Source organism: Shewanella holmiensis (genome assembly GCF_025370255.1).
Lineage (GTDB): Bacteria > Pseudomonadota > Gammaproteobacteria > Enterobacterales > Shewanellaceae > Shewanella > Shewanella holmiensis.
Genome location: NZ_JAMTCD010000012.1, coordinates 89,534 through 110,411 on the forward strand (window position 1 = coordinate 89,534; position 20,878 = coordinate 110,411).

A 20,878-nucleotide genomic window follows, 5' to 3' on the forward strand; every position below is an offset into this window, starting at 1 on the left:
TTAAGAAGGGAATACCCTTGACCCTACCGGAGGCTTGAGAATGTCAGTTGAATCAGTATTAAAGCAACTTGAAGAATTAGAAGTTAAGTTTGTTGACTTACGTTTTACCGATACTAAAGGTAAAGAGCAGCACGTATCTATTCCAACTCACCAAGTTGACGCGGATTTTTTTGAAGACGGCAAAATGTTTGACGGTTCTTCTATTGCAGGCTGGAAAGGCATTAACGAATCAGACATGGTATTAATGCCTGATGCATCAACTTTCTTACTTGACCCTTTCACAGAAGAAACAACTGCGCTTATCCGTTGTGATATTTTAGAGCCAGGTACCATGACGGGTTATGACCGTGACCCACGTTCTATCGCTAAAAAAGCAGAAGAGTATTTAAAGTCTACCGGTATTGCTGATACGGTTCTTATTGGTCCTGAGCCAGAGTTCTTCTTATTTGACGATGTACGTTTTGGTACTGACATGTCGGGTTGTTTCGTGAAAATCGATGCAAAAGAAGCTGCATGGAACTCTGCAAAAAGTTATGAAGAAGGTAACACGGGTCACCGCCCAATGGTGAAAGGCGGTTACTTTCCAGTAGCACCAGTTGACTCATCACAAGATCTACGTAGCGCTATGTGTTTAGTGCTTGAAGAAATGGGTCAAGTTGTTGAAGCGCATCACCATGAAGTGGCTACAGCAGGTCAGAACGAAATCGCTACACGTTTCAACACATTGACCAAGAAAGCGGATGAAATCCAAATTCTAAAGTATGTTGTTCACAACATGGCGCACGCTTATGGCAAAACAGCAACCTTTATGCCTAAGCCAATCGTTGGTGACAACGGTAGTGGTATGCATGTTCATCAGTCATTATCTAAAGATGGTGTGAACTTATTTGCTGGCGACAAGTATGCTGGTTTAAGTGACATCGCACTTTATTATATCGGCGGTATCATCAAGCACGCTCGTGCATTGAATGCATTTACTAACCCAAGTACTAACTCATATAAGCGTTTAGTGCCACACTTTGAAGCACCAGTTATGTTAGCTTACTCAGCGCGTAACCGTAGTGCATCAATCCGTATTCCTGTAGTGCCAAGCCCTAAAGGTCGTCGTATTGAAGCGCGTTTCCCAGATCCACATGCAAACCCATATTTAGGTTTTGCTGCGTTGTTAATGGCTGGTCTTGACGGCATCCAAAACAAGATCCACCCAGGCGATGCAATGGACAAAGACTTGTATGATTTACCAGCTGAAGAAGCGGCAGAAATCCCACAAGTGGCAACATCTTTAGAAAACGCTCTTGAAAACTTACAAGCTGACCATGAGTTCTTAACTAAAGGTGGCGTATTCAGTGAAGACTTTATTCAGTCTTATATCAAACTGAAAACCGCTGAAGCTGAGCGTGTAGCACGTACAACTCACCCATTAGAGTTCGAAATGTACTACAGCTTATAATCTTATCTGCTAACTCTTTAGTGTATAAGTAAAAAAACCCTGCTTAGCAGGGTTTTTTATTGGCTTTTTTACAATTAGTTACAAGCTAATGGGCCAATTTATTCACTCATCTCGCTTTAATTTTCTATTTTTTTCAGCTTACTGCTGTACCAAAGTTAATGGTATTTCTATTGACTTAGTTACTGATAATTATGGTTAAATTTTTTCTCTATATCATTGTTTTATTTATTCAGTTAACAGCGCTTAAAAAAAAAGGATGTTTTTAGCACACTTTGTGAGCCAGTTATCGGTAATTCTGCAGTAATTATGATGTTGCATTTATACCTTGGCTGTTGCAATAAGGCTTTAGATCCGTAAACTTGCTGCGAATAAATGTCGAGCTTTTACTCTATAAAATGAGTTTATTGAATTAAATCGACATAAAAACAATGAATAAGAGAATATAATGAAAAAAACAATACTTACTTTGGCTATTACAGCCATTGTTTTTGGAACGACTTCACAAGCTCAAGCTGCAGGTTTTCAATTAGCAGAATTTTCATCAACCGGTTTAGGCCGTGCATTCGCAGGCGAAGCTGCCATGGCAGATAATGCCTCTTCACAGTCTCGTAACCCAGCAATGTTGAGTTATTTAGAAGGCCGCCAGCTTTCTGCAGGTGGTGTGTATGTGATGCCAAATATCGATGTTACCGGTGATATCGCTCTTGATTCACCTTTGTTTGGTGGACAAACGCTGCATATTCCAGCCAGTGCCCATGACGTTGCTGGTGATGCATTTATTCCTAACTTTTATTATTCTAATCAATTAAACGATCAATGGACTTGGGGTTTAACGGTTAATTCTAACTACGGATTAGCGACTGAAATTGACCCAACCCATGCTGCAGCTATTTTTGGTAGTAAAACCGCGATCACTACCGTTGAATTTAACCCTAATATTGCCTATAAGTTGGATGATGCATTTAGTGTAGGTGCTGGTTTACGTGTGGTGTACGGTGAAGGCGAAATTGGTGCAACAACGCCTACTTGGGTGGGAGCGATTAAAGCTAATCCAGCATTACCTGCGCCTGTTGCTGGTCGTTTACCGGATGCTGGTACCAGCCTTAAATCGATGAAAGGTGATGATATCAGTGTAGGTTGGAAAGCGGGTGCAAGCTGGCAAATAAACGCCGATCACCGTTTAGGTTTGGCTTATCATAGCGGTGTTAAATTAGAATTAGACGGCCATGCTTCAGGTTTGCTTTATGATGGTGGTCAGAATGTGTCGATTGAAGGGTATTTACCGATTGAGCTACCTGCTTTTGCTGAATTAGCTTCTCATCACCAGCTAACTGAAAAATTTGCCATGCATGCCAGCGTAAACTGGACCCAATGGAGCGTATTTGATCAATTAGTGGCTTATTTTCCTGGTGAGCAAAAACCGATTGGCGATATAGAATCTGATTTAGTGAAAAACGAAAACTTCAAAGATAATTGGCGTTACGCTGTTGGTGGTACTTATTTATTGAACCACGATTGGACCCTAAGAGCGGGGATGGCGTTGGATCAAACGGCTGTTGAAGATCAATACCGCACAACGACTATTCCAGATACTGACCGCTTGTGGTTTAGTGTAGGTGCAGGATATCAAGCGACTAAAAATCTGACTGTAGATTTTGCGGTCACTTATATCAAAATGTACGGTGATGCGCCTATCAGTGAAGAACAAGATTTAGCGGGCTTAGCTTCAGTAACCTTTAATGGCGAAGCCACAGGTGATGTGTTGCTTGCTGGTGTACAATTAAGCTATAAAATGTAAGTTCAATGCTCGTTACTCTTCATTAGCCTCGCATAGCGGGGCTTTTTTATATTGACTCTATTTAAGGACAGTCATGGCAAAATTGATCTGGGTTGTGTTGATTTTTGGGCTGGGATTTACCGTTCAGGCTAATGAAAAATCACAAATGGTGGCGCAATTTGTAGAGGCATTTAATGAGCGAGACCCTGAGCTAATGGGGCAGATGGTGACTAAAGAGGCCTATTGGTTTGATGTTACCCGTGCAGGGATGACTAGCCAAACAACGTCTAGGGATGAGCTTGTTAAATCAATGAAAGATTACTTTGCTGATGCCAATAGAGCCCATTCTCGGGTGATAAAATCTGTTACTTCAGGTGATTTTGTCAGTACGGTAGAACAAGTCTCCTGGCAACAAGAGGGGGAGTGGTTGTCCCGTTGCAGTATTGGTGTGTACCTTTTTGAAGCTCAAAAAATTGCCGCAGTGTGGTATTACAAAGCCCATAAGTGTGACGCAAGTGATTAATTTTGTGTATTTTTTAAAGGAATTGTGCTGAAACCTTGGTTGTTTCATTTTTTACGCTAACCTATATTTAGTCTTTCACCTCCGACAAAGAGATCATCATATGACAGCGAATAAATACATTGTTGCTTTAGATCAGGGAACCACGAGTTCTAGAGCGATTGTGTTTAATCATCGGGCTGACATAGTGGCAATTTCACAACGGGAATTTAGACAGCATTATCCTTATGCGGGTTGGGTAGAGCATGACCCGATGGAAATCTGGTCATCGCAAAGCTCTTCATTAGATGAGGTGTTAACCCGAGCGGGTATTAAACGTAATGACGTGGCCGCTATCGGCATTACTAATCAGCGTGAAACGACCATAGTGTGGAACAAGCACACAGGGAAACCTATTTATAATGCCATTGTATGGCAATGTCGTCGCAGCCAGGCAATTTGCCAACAATTAAAAGCACAAAATGTTGAAACCCTGATCCAGCAGAAAACAGGTTTGGTGTTAGACCCGTATTTTTCAGCATCAAAGATTCAGTGGATCCTAGATAATGTGACTGGTGCACGTGAACAGGCTGATGCCGGAGATCTATTATTTGGTACAGTCGATACTTGGCTAGTATGGAAACTCACCCAAGGTAAAGTGCATGTCACTGAGCCAACAAATGCTTCGCGCACCATGTTATTTAATATTCATACTCAACAATGGGATGAAGACTTACTCAAATTGTTCAATATTCCGCGACAAATGTTACCTGAAGTTAAATCTTCCTGTGAGGTCTATGGCTATACCGATCTTGCCGGCGTCCAGGGCATTCCGGTTGCGGGCATGGCTGGTGATCAGCAGTCTGCTTTATTTGGGCAATTGTGCCTGCAACCGGGAATGGTAAAAAACACTTACGGAACGGGCTGTTTTTTACTGATGAATACTGGTGATAAAGCCGTGACATCAACACACGGCTTGTTAACGACGGTGGCGATTGGTGATAAGGGGCAAGCCTGTTATGCCCTTGAAGGTTCGGTGTTTATGGGCGGTGCTATTATTCAATGGCTACGGGATGAATTAGGCATAATACAAGATGCTTATGACACCCAGTATTATGCCAATAAAGTGAGCGACACTAATGGGGTTTATGTTGTGCCTGCATTTGTCGGACTTGGAGCGCCTTATTGGGATGCCGATGCAAGAGGGGCCATTGTTGGTTTAACCCGTGGTGCCAATCGAAATCATATTATTCGCGCTGCATTAGAATCCATTGCCTATCAATCTCGTGATTTACTTGATGCGATGAGTAAAGATTCAGGGGTGACATTAAGCCAAATTCGTGTCGATGGTGGCGCGGTGGCAAATGACTTCTTAATGCAATTTCAAGCAGATATTAGCGATGTGCATGTGTTAAGACCTAAAGTCAGTGAGACGACAGCAATGGGCGCCGCGTTTCTGGCAGGACTGGCTGTGGGGGTATGGAAATCGACACAGGAATTACAATCCATTTTAGCCACAGATCGGATTTTTACCGCCACAATGGATAATGACTCACGACAAGCCTTGTATCACGGCTGGCTTAAAGCCGTTAAACAGGTTAGCACCCAATGATGTAATCAAAACATTGGCTAAGCTTCAACATCAAGATGCTTAATGGGAACTTTTAGTTCTTTAAGTGGTGCATCATCATCGGTGATGTATTCAAGATGTTCATCTTCCTTAATGGGATCCACTTTTTTATCAGCTAACGAGGTGTGCTTACCTAGTGTAGGAGGCAACTGAGACTGTGGGGCTTCATGGCTGTCAGCGGCTATTTCACTGGTAACATCGACACGGTCAACAATACGCTTACGATTACTGATTAAACGTACTGGTGTAGCAAGCATGCTATAAATGCTGTCTAAGTTCATCTGATACTCCTTTAATGCTCATCGCTCAGATCCTTTATCGAGCGCATTGCAATTGTTATCTTTATATCGGCCAGTGTCGATTAAAAATTAGTCTAATATTTTTTGCCTGTTTATGAGCAGTTAATGGACCACCATCAGGCTGAATTCATACGAAAACGCTATTTTTGACCTGCTTAAACATTAAGTTTCATTAAAGAAAACGGCTAAAAATGAAACTAAATATCACTAAATCGTTTTCCATTGTCGCTGAGATCTGCTGTATGTGATTGTTTATTTCTCCCACCTAAGATCAAAACTGCTGAAATAACCGCCTATATGTGTCTGGTTTTATTCATTAACTCAGATATCCACGGGTAATTATTCGCTTTATGCCAACCATTTTTACACTTTATGAAAACTTGCTGCTAAGCCGCTTGGCGTCTGGATTTAATATATGTTCACATCCCTTGACAACCCTTGTGTTGTATCCCTAAACTTAGCATTTGTGGGAAAAAGTGGATCATTGTGGATCAAATTAAAAAAACAAGGACTTTATAGACGTGTTTAGAGGCGCAAGTGCAATCAATATGGACGCAAAAGGACGGATCGCTATGCCAGCGAGATTCCGTGATGCGTTACGTAATGGGCACGATGGCACGCTTATTATTACCGTTGATATTAATTCTCCCTGTTTGTTGATTTATCCCTTGCATGAGTGGGAACTCATGGAAACTAAGCTGCTGCAGTTATCAGATATCGATCCCACAGAACGCTCGTTAAAGCGAAAATTATTGGGCTATGCCCAAGAGTGTGAGCTTGACAGCCATGGGCGCATCGTTGTGCCACCAATACTCAGAAGTTTTGCCAATTTGGAAAAGAAAACCATGTTGGTAGGCTTATTAAATAAATTTGAATTATGGGAAGAAGGTGCTTGGCAGCTGCAAATGGAACAAAACCATGAGCTGATCAGCAACCAGAATTTAGCCAATCATGAAAGATTGAGCCACTTCACCCTGTAATGGAATAAAAAGAAGACCCTAATGAGTCAAGAGTTTGCCCACTTAAGCGTGTTATTAAAAGAGACCGTCGATGGTCTTAATATCGATCCAAATGGCATCTATATCGATGGCACATTTGGCCGCGGTGGACATTCACGACATGTGCTTAGCCATTTAGGAGCCAATGGTCGCTTAATTGCCATTGATAGAGACCCACAAGCGATTGAAGCTGCGAAGCAATTTGCTGACGACCCACGCTTTCAAATTGTTCACGGTGGTTTTGGCCAGTTAGCCGATTATGTTGAAGAGTTAGGGCTGGTTGGCAAAATTAATGGTGTGCTGTTGGACTTAGGTGTGTCTTCACCGCAACTTGATGATGCCGATAGAGGTTTCAGCTTTTTACGCGATGGCCCTTTAGATATGCGCATGGACAATAGTCAGGGTGAAACGGCTGCTCAGTGGTTAGCAAGAGCAGAAATAGAAGATATGGCATGGGTGTTTAAAACCTATGGCGAAGAAAAAAATTCCCGTCATATAGCGCGCTGTATCGCTGCAGATAGAGACGAGAAACCCTTTTTACGCACCAAAGATTTAGCCGATTTGATTGCCCGCATTACCAAAAACAAAGAACGTAATAAGCATCCAGCCACACGGGTGTTTCAGGCGATTCGTATTTATATCAATAGTGAGTTGGAGCAAATTGATCAGGCTTTAGAAGGGGCGTTAAAAGTCCTTGCACCTGAAGGCCGATTATCGGTTATTAGTTTCCATTCATTAGAAGATCGCATGGTAAAACGTTTCATTCGTCGTCACAGCCAAGGCGAAAGTGTGCCGCATGGTTTACCCATTACCGAAGATGAAATTAATAAATCGCGAAAGTTGAAGTCAATGGGTAAGGCTATGAAGCCGTCAGATGAAGAGATTGAACAAAATCCTCGCTCACGTAGCTCAGTCCTGCGTGTAGCAGAACGCTTAGCGTACTGAGGTTAGCATTGTGAATCAGTCAGCACTGAATCTACCTCGACTTGTTTTGCAAGATATCTGGCATCACAAATGGGTGGTATTGCTCAGTATTGTGGTGATGATTAATGCGGTAGCAGTGGTTTATACCAGCCATGTGAGCCGAAAATTAACCTCACAATGGGATCAGCTTTTACAGCAACAAGACCACTTAGATATTGAATGGCGCAATTTATTATTAGAAGAACAGTCACAGTCGGAACATAGCCGTGTGACCCGAATAGCGACTAAAGATTTGAATATGTCCAGACCGCTTCCTAAAGAGGAAGTGGTGATTAGGGCCAATTGAGCATAGGGAATATGTCAAGACAAGCAAAGCGTAAGCAAAATCCTGAACTGATCCCATGGCGTTTATACGTTGTGGTGGGATTTGTCTTGCTGTTATTTGTGAGTTTGATTGCTCGCGCAGCTTATATACAAATTATTGAGCCAGATAAACTCCGCCATGAAAGTGATATGCGTACTTTGCGTACCACGAGCAATCAGGTGCAACGCGGTCTAATTACCGATCGCAATGGCGACATGTTAGCGGTAAGTGTGCCGGTTCGTGCCGTTTGGGCAGATCCTAAGCACGCACACGATCAAAAAGCCTTTGTCGATATGCGTCGTTGGCAAGCATTGGCGGATGTATTACAAGAGCCTGTTGATACGCTGGTGCAAAAAGTAAAACGCGATCCTAAAAAGCGTTTTGTTTACTTAAAACGCCAAGTAACACCCGCTGTAGCTGATTATATTGAGCAGTTAAAAATTGGTGGCATTTACCTCAAATCAGAATCTCGTCGTTATTATCCCGCGGGCGAAATTGCTGCTCAGTTAATTGGTATTACTAATATTGATGATGTGGGTATTGAAGGTATTGAAAATACTTATAACACCTGGCTAACGGGCACGCCGTCAAAACAAAAAGTGAGAAAGTCGCGTGACGGTAGTGTGGTTGAGCGTTTAGACATAGTTCAAGAGGGTGAAAGTTCTAACGATATTGTGTTAAGTATTGATCAACGCATCCAGCAATTAGCCTACCGAGAGCTTAAGCGCGCCACAGAAACCTTTCAAGCCACCTCTGGATCGGTTGTGGTCATCGATGTACTCACTGGTGAAGTTCTGGCCATGGCGAATACACCCTCCTACAACCCCAACGCTCGCGATAATTTACAATCGCATCGTATGCGAAATCGTGCATTAACCGACACCTTTGAGCCTGGTTCGACGGTAAAACCCTTTGTGGTCGCTGCGGCATTAGAAGCCGGAACGGTAAAATCGGATGAATTGATCCCAACCTCACCTGGTTGGATGCGCATTGGTGGTCGTCAGGTGCGTGATTCAAATAATTATGGCGACATGTCGCTAGCAAAAATTTTGGTTAAATCATCAAACGTAGGTATCAGTAAACTGGCTTTATCTATGCCGGTTCAGCAATTACTTGGTACCTACCAATCAATGGGGTTAGGCAATTACTCTGGCATTAATTTAACCGGTGAAAGTGCGGGATTAATTCATGACCGTCGTCGTTGGTCTGACTTTGAACGCGCCACATTATCATTTGGTTATGGCTTTACCGCAACGCCGCTTCAATTGGCACGTATGTATGCCACGTTAGGCAGTGGTGGCGTGTTGTATCCTGTGTCGATTTTAAAGCTAAAAGAAGCACCTAAAGGGCAACAGGTTTTATCAGAAAAAGTGGCTAATGATGTTATGCAGATGCTGGTTGGGGTAACTGAAACTGGCGGAACAGCGACAAAAGCACATATTGATGGTTACCCAATTGCGGGTAAAACGGGTACCAGCCGTAAAGCGGTGGCCGGTGGTTATGGTGATGATTATGTTGCCATTTTTGCAGGTGTTGCCCCAGTCCATAACCCAAGATTAGCTATTTCTGTCGTGATTAATGAACCCAAAGGCGATAAGTATTATGGCGGCGACGTAGCTGGCCCCGCCTTTGCAAAAATCATGTCGGGGGCATTACAAATGCTAAACGTTGAGCCTATTTCCAAACGTGAAGCCATACAGATGGCGTCTGCGCCAAGGAGCGCAGAATGATGTTACTAAAAGATTTACTTGCGCCCTGGTTTTATTATGCCGGGGCTGAAACTATTTGTGGTTTAACACTTGATAGCCGCTTAGCTGAAACAGGTAAAGTGTTCGTGGCGTTGCCTGGATATAAAGTGGATGGTCGAGAATATATCACCGCGGCCATTGAAAAAGGCGCCACAGCGGTGTTGGCACATACTGATGATCCCCAAAAGCATGAAAAAGTCGATTGGATTGATGCTGTACCTGTAATTCATTTTTGCCAACTTAGCAGGCAGCTTTCAGCAGTCGCAGCTCAATACTATGCAGTTTCTAACCAGCTTAACGTGATTGGTGTAACTGGCACTAACGGTAAAACGTCAGTCAGCCAAATCATTGCTCAATTGGTCACTTTATTGGGGCAAAAAGCGGCTGTTATGGGCACGCTAGGTAATGGTTTATGGGGTGAACTCATTGACAGTGGTAACACTACTGCCGATGCCATCACCGTGATGCAGCAATTGTCGGGATTTGAGCAGCAAGGTGCAACTGTGTGTGCGATGGAAGTATCAAGTCATGGCTTGGTGCAAGGCCGCATTGAAGCGGTACCTTTTAATACCGCGGTTTTCACTAATTTAAGCCGAGACCATCTTGATTACCATGGTGATATGGATTCATATGCCGCGGCTAAAAAGCGTTTATTCAAATTTGCCTCGTTAAAAAATGGCTTGATTAACCTTGATGATGCCGTTGGTGCAAGTTGGCTAAATACATTTACGCAAGCTTCGGCTAACTCTGAGCCCTCAAAAACGCAGTTTTATTCTTTTAGTGTGAACAATGCTAAGGCTGATTTTTACTGTCTAGATACGGTATTTAATGATGTTGGGGTTAGCGCTACTTTGGCTTATCCAGCAAGTGATGGTTCAAATAAGTTACAGGCTAAATTAGCGTCCCCGTTATTAGGTGAGTTCAATTTATCTAATGTGATAGCTGCAATATCGGCCTTGTCGTTACAAGGTGTCGACATGGCTGACATTCTTCAGGTCCTGCCTCAAATAAAGCCTGTAGCGGGACGCATGGAACGTTTTTCTAGCCAGGGTAAAGCTACATTAGTGGTTGATTACGCTCATACGCCAGATGCAATTGAGCAAGCTTTAAAAGCGCTGCGAGTACATTGCCATGGACAATTATGGTGTGTATTTGGTTGTGGTGGCGACCGAGATAAAGGCAAGCGCCCACTGATGGCACAAGCCGCTGAAGCTTTTGCAGACCGTGTCATGATCACCAGTGATAATGCTCGAAGCGAAGATCCGCAAGCCATTATCGATGATGTCTTAGCAGGATTATCTATACCAGAACAGGCCCAGTCAAACATCGACAGGATAAGCGCTATCAAGCAAGTTGTGGCGCAAGCGAAACCTCAAGATATTATTTTATTGGCAGGCAAAGGGCATGAAACCTATCAAGAAGTGGCAGGAAAACGATTGAATTATGATGAGCGCGCATTGGCGATGCAGTTAATGGAGGCTTCATTATGATTTCGCTTTCATTAGGTCAAATAGCAAAGGTGTTAAAGGGCCAGTTGATTGGCGACGATATCATTATCAATGCCGTAAGCACTGACAGCCGTAAATGTGATCACGACAGCTTGTTTATTGCCTTAAAAGGTGAGCGTTTTGACGCCCATGAATTTGCCAACAAGGCCGTTGAAAATGGGGCTAAAGCACTATTAGTTTCAACACAGTTACCTTTAAATGTGCCACAAGTTGTGGTGTCAGACACCCATAAAGCACTCGGCCAACTAGGCCGCTTTGTGTGCCAACAGGTGGCACCTATTGCCGTGGCATTAACCGGATCTAATGGCAAAACCAGCGTTAAAGAAATGGTTGCCACTATTTTGTCGCAACAATTTCAAGTGCTGTTTACTGCGGGGAATTTTAATAACGATATTGGCGTGCCACTGACATTATTACGTTTGTCTGCGGGCGATCAGTATGGTGTGTTTGAACTTGGTGCAAACCATAAAGGTGAAATTGATTACACTAGCGCGCTGGTGCAACCTCAAGTGGCATTAGTAAATAACATTGGCAGTGCACACCTTGAAGGCTTTGGTTCTGTTGAAGGTATTGCTGAGGCAAAATCAGAGATCTTCAATCATCTTAAACAAGATGGTGTGGCGGTGATTAATGCCGATGATGCCTTTGCTGAGTTTATGTCGGCTAAAGCCGCTGGATTTAAACAGCTGCACTTTTCGCGTGTTCAGGGTATTAAAGCCGATGTACGTGCAACCGATTTAAAAGCCGACATGCACGGCTGTTATGCATTTAATCTTGAATATTTAACGCAATCAATTGCGGTGCAATTGCCTTTAGCGGGTATCCACCAAGTCAGCAATGCATTAGCCGCAGCCTGCATGTGTATTGCATTAGGGCTCGATTTAACAAAAGTAGCCAGCGGGTTAAGCCTGTTACAGCCAGTAAAAGGCAGAATGATGCCTAAAGTACTCGGGCGCTTCTTAATTGTTGATGACAGTTACAATGCCAACCCGAGTTCAGTAGAGGCTGCGATATCCTGGTTGCAACAACGTGATAATTATCGGTGTTTAGTGCTGGGAGATTTGGGCGAATTAGGTGACAATGCTGCCCCTTTGCATGAACAGCTCGGGCAACAAGCAAAATTGGCTAATATTGATGCACTTTATTGTTGTGGCAGCTTATCTGCCAATACCAGTAAAGCATTTGGTAGCACACATTTTCAAGATGTCACTGCGCTGGCTCAGGCATTAATAGCACAATTAAATCAGTTGCCAGGCGAGGCGACCATATTAGTTAAAGGTTCTCGAAGCGCGGCAATGGAACGCGTGGTCGATTTGTTAGTAGATGCCTTCGGGTTTGGGGAGTTAGTGTAGATGCTGGTTTATCTGGCCGAATATTTAACCCAATTTTATAGTGGGTTTAACGTTTTTTCTTATGTGACATTTAGAGCTATTTTGGGCTTGCTCACTGCATTAGTTTTTAGTCTCTGGTGGGGGCCTAAGCTCATTGAACGTTTGCAGTTATTGCAAATTGGTCAAGTCGTTCGCAACGATGGACCTGAGTCGCACTTTAGTAAGCGCGGAACGCCGACAATGGGTGGACTGCTTATTCTTGCTGGCATTTTTATCAGTGTTTTATTGTGGGGCGATTTATCTAGCCGCTACGTGTTAGTTATGCTGTTTGTATTAGCCGCTTTTGGTGCGATTGGATTTTTAGATGATTACTTAAAAGTGGTCAAGAAAAACTCTAAGGGATTAATTGCCCGTTGGAAATACGCTGGGCAGTCGATTGCTGCGTTAGTGGTGGCATTTTATTTATATGCCTCATCAGCCATTCCTGGTGAAACCCAGCTTGTTGTCCCGTTTTTTAAAGATGTGATGCCACAACTTGGTATCGTGTTTATCTTTTTAGCGTATTTCACCATAGTCGGTGCAAGTAACGCGGTAAACTTAACCGATGGTTTGGATGGTTTAGCCATTATGCCAACGGTAATGGTTGCCGGTGCATTTGCTTTGATAGCCTATCTTTCAGGGCACGCACAATTTGCTAATTATTTACACATACCACACCTACCAGAAGCGGGTGAATTAGTCATTGTATGCACCGCTATTGTTGGTGCTGGACTCGGTTTTTTGTGGTTTAACACTTACCCTGCACAGGTCTTTATGGGCGATGTCGGTTCGCTAGCACTTGGTGCAGCACTGGGCACTATCGCGGTATTAGTGCGCCAAGAAATCCTCTTGATCATCATGGGCGGTGTATTTGTAATGGAGACGGTTTCAGTCATCTTACAAGTGGGATCATACAAGCTTAGAGGGCAGCGTATTTTTCGGATGGCACCCATCCATCATCACTATGAATTAAAAGGTTGGCCAGAGCCGCGTGTGATTGTGCGTTTTTGGATTATCTCGTTATTCCTTGTGTTATTGGGTCTCGCGACCTTGAAGTTAAGGTAAATTATTATGCAATCCAATTACACGCACATAGTGTTAGGACTGGGAGCCACTGGGCTCTCAGTAGTGCGTTATTTAGTTGCACAAGGCATCAAACCTTTAGTAATGGATAGTCGTCGTAATCCTCCGGGTGAAGATGTGCTAGCAAAAGAGTTTTCAGACATTGAACTGATCACTGGTGGTTTTGATTGCCGCTATTTAGTGCAGGCCAAACAAATTATTATCAGCCCAGGCATTGCGGTTGATACGCCAGAAGTGAAAGCTGCCAGCGACATGGGTATTGAAGTTATTGGTGATGTTGAGCTTTTTGCTAGAGAGATTGCCGATAGAAAACCATGTGTAATTGGCATTACGGGTTCTAATGGTAAATCAACCGTCACCACTTTAGTTTACGACATGCTTAAAGCCGCGGATTTAAAAGTGGTTATGGGCGGTAACATTGGTATTCCGGCTCTAGATTTATTGGCAGTAGATGCTGATTACTATGTGCTTGAACTGTCGAGTTTTCAGCTTGAAACAACCTTTTCACTCAATTGCATAGCGGCAACGTGTTTGAATATCAGTGAAGATCATATGGATCGATACTGCAGTATTAACACTTATCGCGAAGCCAAATTAAATTTATATCCGCAAAGTAAATTTGTCATGTATAACCGCGATGATGAATTAACGTTCCCGCTTGAACCCCTGAACCAAAATACCTTTGGTTTAGGGGTGCCAGAAGGCGACGAGTGGGGGTTGAGCGACGGAAAGATTTTTCACGGTGACAGTGAAATCATGAATTTAAATGATGTCACCCTGATAGGCTCGCATAACCATGCCAATCTACTTGCTGCGATGGCATTAGTGGATGCGTGCGGTGTTGATAAAGCCTTTGCAATCGAAGTGGCAAGCAGCTTTAAAGGGCTAAGCCATCGTTGTGAATTGGTTGCGATAGTCGATGGTGTGACTTACATCAATGACTCAAAAGCCACCAATGTAGGCGCAACGGTTGCAGCTTTACAGGGATTAAACACTCATTTAGGGGAAGTGTTTTTAATTGCCGGTGGCGATGGTAAAGGGGCTGATTTTGCGCCGCTAACGCCAGCATTAGAGCATGTCGCAAAAGTGATTACCTTAGGTAAAGATGGTCATAAAATCGCGAAATTAAAAGCGGATAGCATCAGTGTCAGCAGCATGAAAGAAGCGGTTGATCAGGCTGCGCAATTGGCTTTCTCTGGTGATATTGTGTTGCTGTCGCCAGCCTGTGCCAGTTTAGATATGTATAAAAACTTTATGGCTCGTGGCGATGACTTTAAGTTATGCGTGGAGCAGTTAGATGGCCAGTAATGAGCAATTAAGCTTATTCAAACAAAGCCTAAATGGGCTTTGGCCATCATTATTAGCTGAAAATAATACGCCAGGCATGCCGCTATACGACAGGGCATTTTTAGTCGCGATTATTAGCTTGATGTGTTTTGGATTTGTGATGGTGATGTCCGCGTCGATGCCAGAAGCGGAGAAGCTAACCGGCAATCCATTTCATTTTATTGGGCGTCATGTTTTTTACTTAATCGGCTGCGTGGTTATAGCCTTTGTAGTTCTTAAAGCGGATGTCAGTTACTGGGAAAAAAACAGCGGCATGTTGATGATCGGCGTGCTGGTTATGCTGTGTGCTGTACTGGTTATTGGTACCTCGGTGAATGGTGCAAGGCGTTGGTTATCCATTGGACCTATTCGTATACAAGTTGCTGAAATAGCAAAGTTTATTTTTATTGTATACATGGCGGGTTATTTGGTACGTCGTCATGGTGAATTACGTGACAACCGTAAAGGTTTTTACAAGCCGATTGGTGTTTATGGCCTGTTCGCAGTATTGATATTATTACAGCCAGATTTAGGCACTGTGGTTGTATTGTTCGTTTGTACTGTGAGTTTGTTATTTTTGGCCGGCGCTAGAATTATCGACTTTATGGTGCTGATTTTATTAGGTGTGGCCACGTTCGTATTGTTAGTGCTGTTTGAGCCTTACCGCATGCGCCGAGTGACTTCGTTTATGGATCCATGGGATGACCCATTTGGTAGTGGCTATCAGTTAACTCAGTCTCTTATGGCATATGGTCGTGGTGATTGGCTCGGGCAAGGTTTAGGCAACAGTATTCAAAAATTAGCCTATTTACCCGAAGCACACACCGACTTTATTTTTGCGGTAATTGGTGAAGAACTCGGTTTCATTGGCATTATTTGTGTATTAGTGACGCTATTTTTTATTGCTTTACGTGCAATTCGATTAGGCAATTTATGTCTGCAAATGCAACGCCCTTTTGAAAGTTATGTGGCTTACGGTGTGGGTATTTGGATTTGCTTCCAAACCGTAGTTAACGTTGGTGCCAGTATTGGTATGTTGCCAACCAAAGGACTGACATTGCCATTTATCAGTTATGGTGGCAGTAGTTTATGGGTGATGACCGCAGCAGTTATGCTGTTAGTCAGAATTGATTATGAAAGGCGAGTGAGTTTGATACAAGCAGTGCAAGGGAGGACTAAATCGTGACAAATACAAGTGCAGTTGCTTATGGTCGCTCTCCTAAATTATTAGTGATGGCCGGTGGTACTGGTGGTCATGTTTTTCCGGCGCTTGCAGTAGCAAAACACCTGGCAGCTAAAGGCTGGCAAGTGCGATGGCTAGGAACCGCTGACCGAATGGAAGCGCGATTAGTGCCACAGCATGGTTTTGATATTGAATTTATCGATATCAAAGGTGTTCGTGGTAATGGTTTGTTACGTAAGCTTTCAGCTCCGTTTAAAGTTATACGTTCTATTATCCAGGCTAAAGCGGTTATTGATGATTTTAAACCTGATGTTGTTTTGGGAATGGGTGGATTTGCCAGCGGCCCAGGTGGCGTAGCGGCTAAATTATCAGGTGTGCCTGTGGTGCTGCATGAGCAAAATGCGATACCAGGTTTAACCAACAAGCTACTATCAAAAATTGCGACTAAAGTGCTTTGTGCATTTGCCAATACCTTCGCTAGTACAGTAAAAAATGTTGAAGTCGTCGGTAACCCGATTCGGCAAGAATTGGTGTCATTAGGTGGTGAAGAGAAACCCCTTAACGAGGACGCCTTAAAAGTGCTTGTTGTCGGTGGCAGCCTTGGGGCGAAAGTGCTCAATGAAACGTTACCCAATACGGTTGCCAAATTATCCCATCAACATTCGGTAACTGTGTGGCATCAGGTTGGCAAAAATAACCTTGATTCAGTGAAGGCCGCATATCAACACCTTAATCAGTTGGACAAGGTTAATGTTGCTGAATTTATTGATGATATGGAAGCGGCATATCGATGGGCAGATGTCGTGGTCTGTCGTTCAGGCGCGTTAACCGTATCAGAACTTGCCGCGGTAGGTTTACCGAGTATTTTAGTGCCATATCCTCAAGCGGTGGATGATCATCAAACGATTAATGCATCCGTGTTAGTCGATGCCGGGGCAGGTTTTTTATTGCCTCAAACCATTTTAAATGCAGATTTGCTTGCAGATAAACTGCAGCTATTTGCCAGTGACAGACAAGTTTTACTCCAAATGGGGTTAAAGGCACGCGGCGTTGCAGTGTTAGATGCCACTCAACGAGTGGCAGATATATGCGCCACGGTAGCGAACAAGGGTTAACATGACAAAAACAGAAAAGTACGCACAACTTCGCACCATGATCCCTGAAATGAGACGGATCAAGCGCATTCATTTTGTTGGTATCGGCGGTGCTGGCATGGGCGGTATTGCGGAAGTGTTAGTCAATGAAGGTTACCAAATTAGTGGCTCTGACATTGCAGTGAATAGCGTGACTGAGCGATTAGCACGATTAGGTGCAAAGATTATTATTGGCCATCATGCTGACAATGTTGCTGGCGTTGATGTTGTGGTCGTATCAACGGCAATTAATAAGCAAAACCCAGAAATTATTTCCGCTCAAGAAAACCGTACCCCTATTGTACGTCGTGCAGAAATGTTAGCTGAGTTAATGCGTTACCGCCACGGCGTTGCGATTGCTGGCACGCATGGTAAAACCACCACAACCAGCCTGATTGCCAGTGTTTATGCAGAAGCGGAGCGCGATCCTACGTTCGTGATTGGTGGTTTGCTTAATAGTGCCGGAACCAATGCGCGTTTAGGGACCAGTCGCTACTTGATTGCCGAAGCTGATGAAAGCGATGCCAGCTTTTTGCACTTACAACCAATGGTCAGTGTGGTAACCAATATTGAAGCCGATCATATGGACACCTATGGCGGCGATTTTGAGGTGCTCAAAACAACGTTTGTCGACTTTTTACATAACCTGCCATTCTATGGTGTTGCGGTAATGTGTGTTGATGATCCGGTAATAGAAGAGTTGCTACCGCGTGTTGGTCGTCAAGTAGTGACCTATGGCTTTAGTGAACATGCAGATGTGCGTGCCAGTAATTTTGTTCAACAAGGACACCAATCACGGTTTACCGCACACAGAAAAGATAAGCCCGATTTAGATATTGTGTTGAATTTACCAGGGCAACACAACGTACTTAACTCGCTGGCCGCCATTGCGGTAGCAAGTGAAGATGACATAGACGATGAATCAATTGTAAAAGCACTTGCTGAGTTCGAAGGTATAGGTCGTCGCTTCCAGCACTTAGGCGAATTTGACACGCCAAATGGCAAAGTTATGTTAGTGGATGATTATGGCCATCATCCAAGTGAAGTACTTGCCACTATCAAAGCTGCACGTGCCGGATGGCCAGATAAACGTTTGGTGATGGCTTATCAACCACACCGTTATAGCCGAACACGCGATTTATACGAAGATTTTGTTGATGTGTTGTCGCAAGTTGACTGTTTATTATTGCTTGATGTCTATGCCGCTGGAGAAAATCCAATACCGGGTGCCGATGGCCGAGCATTATGTCGCTCCATCCGAGTGCGTGGTCAAGTGGATCCTATTTTTGTTTCAGGGCCTGAACAGTTAGCGGGTGTGCTACCAGATGTATTACAAGATGGAGACTTATTGCTGACCCAAGGGGCTGGGAATATTGGCGCATTATCGCGTGATTTAGCTGCGACAGAATTGGGTTTTAATGCACAACAAAACCAAGAACAAGTTGACTAGTTTTTGTGCAGTTATGCGGTTGAAAAATCGTGCTTTTATACCGTCATCAAGCGCTATATAATGACCGGTTTGTTGCAGGGCAGAAATGGTAATCTTCGGGAGTAATTATCGGTGTCGTGGAGTAAGAAAGGACGCCAGTTAAAACAAAAGCTAAAACAAGTCGATTGGTATTTGTATTTTGGCTTACTGTTTTTGCTCAGCGTATTAGTCACAATTACATGGGGTGGGTTAAAGCTTCATGGTTTGTTGAATGATGCTGATGCGCTACCGATAGAAGCGATTGCCGTTAAAGGCGAGCGTAAATTTACCACTGATGAAGAGATCCAGACAGCTTTGCAATCGTTAATGCAAAGCAGTTTTTTTAACGCCGATGTTGTGGATGTGCAACGTGCGTTAGAAGGTTTGCCTTGGGTTTATCATGCATCGGTAAGACGAGAATGGCCTGCTAAGTTCAAGGTGACGATACAAGAGCAACAGGCTGTGGCTCACTGGAATGGGCAAGCTTGGCTTAATGTTAATGGCGAAGTGTTTGATGCAGTAGGTTATCCAGAATTAACGGATTTACCCATGTTATCTGGTCCCGATGACATGGCTGAAGAAGTGTTAGTCAGTTATGGACAGCTGGATGATTTACTTAAAATTAACGGATTCAAATTAACCAGTTTACGTTTAAGTCCACGTCATGCGTGGCAAGCCGAATTAGCTAACGGCATAAAAATAGAGCTAGGGCGTGAAGATAAAATGACTCGAATACAGCGTTTTATCAATGTATACCCGACATTGCAACAAAGCGAGAAACCTGTCGCAAAAGTCGATTTACGTTACGACACGGGTTTTGCAGTGGGCTGGGATGATACCAATAAGAGAACTGAGAAGAAATGACCAAGAATCAGGAAAGAAACCTTATCGTAGGGTTAGATATCGGAACGTCCAAGGTCGCCGTGATTATTGGTGAAGTACTACCTGACGGTGAAATTAGTGTTATTGGTTTAGGTAATCATCCTTCTCGTGGCATGGACAAAGGCGGGGTGAATGATCTCGACTCTATCGTACGCAGTGTTCAACGCGCCCTTGATCAGGCTGAATTAATGGCTGACTGCCAGGTTTCATCTGTTTATCTGAGCATTTCGGGTAAACACATTGCCTGCCAAAATGAAAATGGCATGGTGTCGATTAACGACGAAGAAGTAACACAAGAAGATGTGGACAACGTGATCCATACCGCTCGCTCAGTCAAAATACCCACAGAGCGCCGGATATTGCACGTATTACCCCAAGAATATTCTATTGATGTTCAAGATGGCATCAAAAGCCCAATTGGCATGTCAGGCATGCGTATGGAAGCCAAAGCCCATATCGTGACCTGTGCAAACGATATGGCAAAAAACATCACCAAAAGTGTAGAGCGTTGCGGTTTAAAAGTAGATGACTTGGTGTTCTCAGGCATTGCATCAGCTGACTCTGTATTAACGAATGATGAAAAAGATTTAGGTGTGTGTATTGTCGATATTGGTGGCGGAACAACGGATATAGCCGTTTATACCAATGGTGCATTACGTCATTGTGCGGTTGTGCCTGTAGCGGGTAACCAAGTGACTAGTGATATTGCCAAAATATTCCGTACACCACTTACACATGCAGAACAAATTAAAGTGCAGTTTGCCAGTGCAAGAAGCTCAATGGTAAGCCGTGAAGACAGTATAGAAGTGCCATCTGTGGGTGGAAGACCATCGCGCAGCATGTCACGCCATACCCTGGCTGAAGTAGTAGAGCCAAGATATCAAGAATTATTTGAGTTAGTACTTAAACAGTTACAAGACAGCGGTTTAGAAGATCAAATTGCTGCAGGTATTGTACTAACTGGTGGAACATCTTCCATTACAGGTGCTGTAGACATCGCCGAAGCCACTTTCGGTATGCCTGTGCGAGTTGCCTCGCCACTGCCTGTGAAAGGATTATACGAATACGTGGACCAACCAATTTACTCAACAGGGATAGGGTTGCTTCACTATGGGGCTAGAAGGGTAATCGAACGCCAGTTTGAACGTCCGGACCGCCAAGGGGTGACTAGCTTTTTGAATCGGGTGAAAAGCTGGTTTAAGGGTGAATTTTAAATAACGCAGACTAACGGAGATC

18 protein-coding genes are annotated in these 20,878 nt (G+C 43.6%); 17 read left to right on the plus strand and 1 reads right to left on the minus strand.

Features of this window, described 5'->3' with window-relative positions; genetic code table 11:
- Positions 1-40: 40 nt before the first annotated feature.
- The 4 genes from glnA to glpK all read left to right on the plus strand — a co-directional run bounded on the left by glnA (position 41) and on the right by glpK (position 5,338).
- Positions 41-1,450, plus strand: coding sequence for a glutamate--ammonia ligase (gene glnA, locus NE535_RS10810; RefSeq protein WP_188842000.1), 1,410 nt, complete (start codon positions 41-43; stop codon positions 1,448-1,450).
- A 445-nt stretch (positions 1,451-1,895) separates the two neighbouring features.
- Positions 1,896-3,248, plus strand: coding sequence for an outer membrane protein transport protein (locus NE535_RS10815; RefSeq protein ID WP_261298657.1), 1,353 nt, complete (start codon positions 1,896-1,898; stop codon positions 3,246-3,248).
- Positions 3,249-3,321: 73 nt separating this feature from the next.
- On the plus strand, positions 3,322-3,750 hold the full coding sequence (locus tag NE535_RS10820) for a nuclear transport factor 2 family protein (RefSeq protein ID WP_261298658.1): 429 nt from the start codon (positions 3,322-3,324) through the stop codon (positions 3,748-3,750).
- Positions 3,751-3,850: 100 nt separating this feature from the next.
- Entirely contained in the window at positions 3,851-5,338 is a 1,488-nt protein-coding gene (gene glpK / locus NE535_RS10825) for a glycerol kinase GlpK (RefSeq protein WP_261298659.1), read from the plus strand.
- 17 nt (positions 5,339-5,355) lie between these two features.
- Here glpK and NE535_RS10830 read toward each other — a convergent pair whose 3' ends face one another.
- Positions 5,356-5,637 carry a hypothetical protein gene (locus tag NE535_RS10830; protein WP_261298660.1) on the minus strand — a complete coding sequence of 94 codons (282 nt, stop codon included), beginning with the start codon at positions 5,635-5,637 and terminating at the stop codon, positions 5,356-5,358.
- 539 nt (positions 5,638-6,176) lie between these two features.
- Here NE535_RS10830 and mraZ point away from each other — a divergent pair.
- The 13 genes from mraZ to ftsA all read left to right on the plus strand — a co-directional run bounded on the left by mraZ (position 6,177) and on the right by ftsA (position 20,856).
- On the plus strand, positions 6,177-6,635 hold the full coding sequence (mraZ, locus tag NE535_RS10835; RefSeq protein ID WP_261298661.1) for a division/cell wall cluster transcriptional repressor MraZ: 459 nt from the start codon (positions 6,177-6,179) through the stop codon (positions 6,633-6,635).
- Between the two features lie 21 nt (positions 6,636-6,656).
- Positions 6,657-7,598 carry a 16S rRNA (cytosine(1402)-N(4))-methyltransferase RsmH gene (gene rsmH, locus NE535_RS10840; RefSeq protein WP_261298662.1) on the plus strand — a complete coding sequence of 314 codons (942 nt, stop codon included), beginning with the start codon at positions 6,657-6,659 and terminating at the stop codon, positions 7,596-7,598.
- A gap of 10 nt (positions 7,599-7,608) precedes the next feature.
- A complete protein-coding gene (gene ftsL, locus NE535_RS10845) occupies positions 7,609-7,923 on the plus strand; it encodes a cell division protein FtsL (protein ID WP_188842012.1) in 315 nt (104 codons plus the stop codon).
- Positions 7,924-7,934: 11 nt separating this feature from the next.
- Positions 7,935-9,671 (plus strand): peptidoglycan D,D-transpeptidase FtsI family protein, encoded by a 1,737-nt coding sequence (locus NE535_RS10850; RefSeq protein ID WP_261298663.1) that lies wholly within the window; start codon positions 7,935-7,937, stop codon positions 9,669-9,671.
- The gene (murE, locus tag NE535_RS10855) at positions 9,668-11,179 is read left to right on the plus strand and encodes a UDP-N-acetylmuramoyl-L-alanyl-D-glutamate--2,6-diaminopimelate ligase (protein ID WP_261298664.1); all 1,512 of its coding nucleotides are present in this window, start codon (positions 9,668-9,670) and stop codon (positions 11,177-11,179) included. Before NE535_RS10850 ends, murE begins: the two co-directional genes overlap by 4 nt.
- The gene (locus NE535_RS10860; RefSeq protein ID WP_261298665.1) at positions 11,176-12,549 is read left to right on the plus strand and encodes a UDP-N-acetylmuramoyl-tripeptide--D-alanyl-D-alanine ligase; all 1,374 of its coding nucleotides are present in this window, start codon (positions 11,176-11,178) and stop codon (positions 12,547-12,549) included. The genes murE and NE535_RS10860 overlap by 4 nt, the downstream gene beginning before the upstream one ends.
- A complete protein-coding gene (gene mraY, locus NE535_RS10865; protein ID WP_261298666.1) occupies positions 12,550-13,632 on the plus strand; it encodes a phospho-N-acetylmuramoyl-pentapeptide-transferase in 1,083 nt (360 codons plus the stop codon).
- Positions 13,633-13,638: 6 nt separating this feature from the next.
- Positions 13,639-14,958: a UDP-N-acetylmuramoyl-L-alanine--D-glutamate ligase gene (murD, locus tag NE535_RS10870; RefSeq protein ID WP_261298667.1), complete on the plus strand. Its 1,320-nt coding sequence runs from the start codon at positions 13,639-13,641 to the stop codon at positions 14,956-14,958.
- Entirely contained in the window at positions 14,948-16,162 is a 1,215-nt protein-coding gene (ftsW, locus tag NE535_RS10875; protein WP_261298668.1) for a cell division protein FtsW, read from the plus strand. Before murD ends, ftsW begins: the two co-directional genes overlap by 11 nt.
- Positions 16,163-16,209: 47 nt before the next feature.
- Positions 16,210-17,274: an undecaprenyldiphospho-muramoylpentapeptide beta-N-acetylglucosaminyltransferase gene (gene murG, locus NE535_RS10880; protein WP_261298675.1), complete on the plus strand. Its 1,065-nt coding sequence runs from the start codon at positions 16,210-16,212 to the stop codon at positions 17,272-17,274.
- 1 nt (position 17,275) lies between these two features.
- Entirely contained in the window at positions 17,276-18,742 is a 1,467-nt protein-coding gene (gene murC, locus NE535_RS10885) for a UDP-N-acetylmuramate--L-alanine ligase (protein ID WP_261298669.1), read from the plus strand.
- Between the two features lie 111 nt (positions 18,743-18,853).
- Complete coding sequence (locus NE535_RS10890) at positions 18,854-19,624, plus strand: cell division protein FtsQ/DivIB (protein WP_261298670.1); 771 nt, start codon at positions 18,854-18,856, stop codon at positions 19,622-19,624.
- Positions 19,621-20,856: a cell division protein FtsA gene (gene ftsA, locus NE535_RS10895; RefSeq protein ID WP_188842030.1), complete on the plus strand. Its 1,236-nt coding sequence runs from the start codon at positions 19,621-19,623 to the stop codon at positions 20,854-20,856. Before NE535_RS10890 ends, ftsA begins: the two co-directional genes overlap by 4 nt.
- Positions 20,857-20,878 lie beyond the last annotated feature (22 nt).